The organism is Bifidobacterium myosotis, assembly GCF_002259745.1.
In the GTDB taxonomy this organism is placed as follows: Bacteria; Actinomycetota; Actinomycetes; order Actinomycetales; family Bifidobacteriaceae; genus Bifidobacterium; species Bifidobacterium myosotis.
Genome location: NZ_MWWW01000037.1, coordinates 1 through 3,196 on the forward strand (window position 1 = coordinate 1; position 3,196 = coordinate 3,196).

Below are 3,196 nucleotides of genomic sequence, written 5' to 3' on the forward strand. Positions count from 1 at the left end.
CCTGCGCCAGGGGCATACCGGTCCGGTTCTTCACCGCGACCGGACTGCTCATGCGCCTGCGCCGCGCCCAACAGGACAACCGGCTCGACCGGGAGCTCGCGGGCATCGGCAAAGCACGCCTCCTGATCATCGACGAGTTCGGCTACCTGCCCATCGACGAGGAAGGCAGCCGCCTCCTCTTCCAGATCATCAGCGACAGCTACGAGACAAGGAGCATCATCTACACCACCAACATCGAATTCTCGGGATGGGGACGCATTCTCGGCGACAAGAACATGGCCGCCGCCCTCATCGACCGCACCGTCCACCACGGACGACTCATCAGATTCGAGGGCCACTCCTACCGCAGCCAACACGCCCTCATGACCAAATAACCAAACAACACAACAACACACGCAGACAGGCAGCGGCCGATACCGCACACACTGCGGAAAACCCGCTGCCTACACTGCGGAAAAACACTGCACAAAACGCAGACACCAACTTGACAAAGCACACTGCCGGAGCTTGTCGCCCATGGCGCGGATCTTGAACCGGGTGAACAGGTTGAGGTCGTCCTCGGTCAGGGTCGTCACCGCGAGCCCTCCCGTCCCGTGCGCTTGTAGGCGTCGGCGCCGCGGACCCGGCCGACGTTTCCGGCGTGGTCCTCGGCCGTGCGCGCCGGCCGGGGCGTGGGTGTGGCTTGTTCGCCGCGTTTGGCGTCGCGGATGGCGAGGATCCGGTGCCTCGTGCCGGTCAGGCTGGCGATGCGGTCGTCGCGGTTGGTTTCGGTGCATGCCAGCTCCAGGAGTTCGGACCCGTACTTGCGCGACAGGTTCAGGATGTTCGAGCAGGGCACGTACGCCTGTTCGACCACCGGCTTGGAGTCGAGCAGGCGGCGTATCGCGCGCCCGGTCTCGGGGCCGACCGCGTCGGCCCAGGACTCGAACCGCTCCCTCGACCACGGGGACCTCATGTCGCGGTGCCTGTCGGGCATGTGGGCCGGGACGGTCGCGTATTGACCGGACGCGCCGTGGAGACGACAATGGGAGGCGACCTGTTCCCCGTTGTGATAGGCGACGACCTTGGCGGTGGTGAGCTTCACGTCGAGGACGCGTCCGGCGAGTCGGTGCGGCACGGAATAGTTCATGTGCTCGACGCGGATGTGGTAGTTCGCGGGCACTTTGGCCTTCCTCCACCGGCAGGTCTCGAACGGTTCGGCGGGCAGCGGCAGCAGCGACGGCTCCTCCGCTCCCTCGAACCGTTCCCGCCGTGACATGGAGCCGTCCTGCGGCTTCCTGAGGTTGAGCCACTCGACCTGGCATGTGATGTACTCGTTGAGATGGGCGAGCATGCGGAACGGGCCCATGTCGTCGGCGGGCGCGATGGCCCATTGCTCGACGAGGCCGACCGCGGCCTCCACGAGCGCCTTGTCGCGCGGACGCGCGGCGCGGGCGGGAACCACGGCGGTGCCGTAGTGCTCGGCGAACTCCGCGAACCGCCTGTTGACGCGCACCTCGCCCGAACCGCGCGGCGCGCGGTCGACGGCGGTGGCGCACTGGTCCGGCACGAGGATGTTCGGCACGCCGCCGAACTCCTCCAACGCGTGCCTGACGCCCGTCAGCCATGACTCCATGCGCTGGTCCGGGAAGCCCTCGGCGTAGATCAGCCCGGAATACGGCAGCACCACGACCAGCACCTGCACCTTCGCGCGCCGTCCCGTGACGGGGTCGAGAAGCCGCGGGCAATCACCGCACCAGTCGATGAACGCCTTCTCCCCGGGACGGTGCTCCAGGCGCGCCGTGACGTCCGATTGCGCGCACCGTTCCGCGAACAAACGGCAGAACGACTGGTACGAGTACAATCGCAGCCCCGTCTCCCTGGCCTTGTTGCGGTAGTCGTACCACAGGAACTTCACCGGCAGCCTGCGGTACAGTCCCTTGCGCTCCACGTACGAGTCCATGTCGGGCTGCGCGTACGATGAATCAGCCTCGCGCGGCTTGGACGGGAACCACCGATCCCGCACGCTCCCGGCATCCATTCCGGCCAGCGTTTCCATGGTCACGCCATGCTCGCGGACCACCCGCGCGGCACGCGCCACATCACGCTTGCTGCAATGCACGGCACCGGCCACCCGGCTCTGGCTCACCCCCTCGAGCAACATGATCATGATCTGTTTCCAATCAACGGCCATCATCGGCCTCCTTTCATCGGGCGGCCCGCCATCGGACCACTCAATGAAAGACGCTACGGGAAACAATCCACCAGTACCAGCCAGCCGCTACACCCGGTACCAAACACATGAGACCCCATTACCAAACCGGATTATTATCCACCGCATACCTCTTTGCTACGACTGCCAAAAGGATATTTACTGCCCTGACTGCTATCTCGAATATAAAGGTGGACAGAAGCCGTAAATACCGAAATCAAAGAAAATGACGATCCCATAGTCGCTTGTGGTTATGGGACCTTTTGGGCAGCACACTCAGACAAAGCACACGGACATCCTCTCTTAATCGCACAGGTAACAACCTGAAGCCGCATTCATCGGATTCCTTTCGGATCAGCACAATCGTCTCCGGCGTGTTGTCCGGTTACCTTGGGTAGCACGGGAGATGACCGTGCGCACGACGCGGGAACGACCTGCGGCGTGCCTGCAATTATCCCCGGAACCTCCGGGAAGGTGAGGAGCGACATGGCATACAAGGGAAAGACGCATTATGAGGCGCTATTGCTGTTTTCGTGGGTGGTGGTTCGTGGTTGAGGTGTTGGGGGAGTAAGAGAAGAGCGCTTTCCGGGTAGGATGTTTTCGACCAAGATAAACACACAACCGCAAAGCGCCTGATGAACAGCTTATTCAAACGTCTTCTCAACGTCAAAGGCATGGTCGTCGAGGATGTTCGCATCGTCGATGGTCCCATGCGTCCCGAGCCCGTGCTCGAGGTGCGGGTGCGCCCGCGCGCGGGCATGCTCAGGTGCTCGAGGTGCGGGCGGAAGCGTCGTGGCTATGACCGTGGCGGCGGCGTGCGTCGTTGGCGTCACCAGGATTTCGGCTGCTGGCGGGTCGAGCTGGTCTCCATGATGCCGCGCGTGGACTGCCCCGGGTGCGGCGTGGTCGTCGCCGCCGTGCCGTGGGCCGAGCCCGGTTCGAGGTTCACCCGGGACTTCGAGGCGGAGTGCGCGTGGCTGATGACGGTCGCCAACCAGAGGACCG

3 protein-coding genes are annotated in these 3,196 nt (G+C 63.9%); 2 read left to right on the top strand and 1 reads right to left on the bottom strand.

The genetic code is table 11. From position 1 onward, the window contains the following. The coding region (locus BMYO_RS11165; protein WP_158217000.1) for an ATP-binding protein at positions 1-374 on the top strand (374 nt) is incomplete at its 5' end. A 197-nt stretch (positions 375-571) separates the two neighbouring features. Here BMYO_RS11165 and istA read toward each other — a convergent pair. After that, positions 572-2,173, bottom strand: coding sequence for an IS21 family transposase (istA, locus tag BMYO_RS11170; protein ID WP_158217001.1), 1,602 nt, complete (start codon positions 2,171-2,173; stop codon positions 572-574). A gap of 653 nt (positions 2,174-2,826) precedes the next feature. Here istA and BMYO_RS12270 point away from each other — a divergent pair. Then, a partial coding sequence (locus tag BMYO_RS12270; RefSeq protein WP_338024389.1) for a helix-turn-helix domain-containing protein occupies positions 2,827-3,196 on the top strand: 370 nt, incomplete at its 3' end.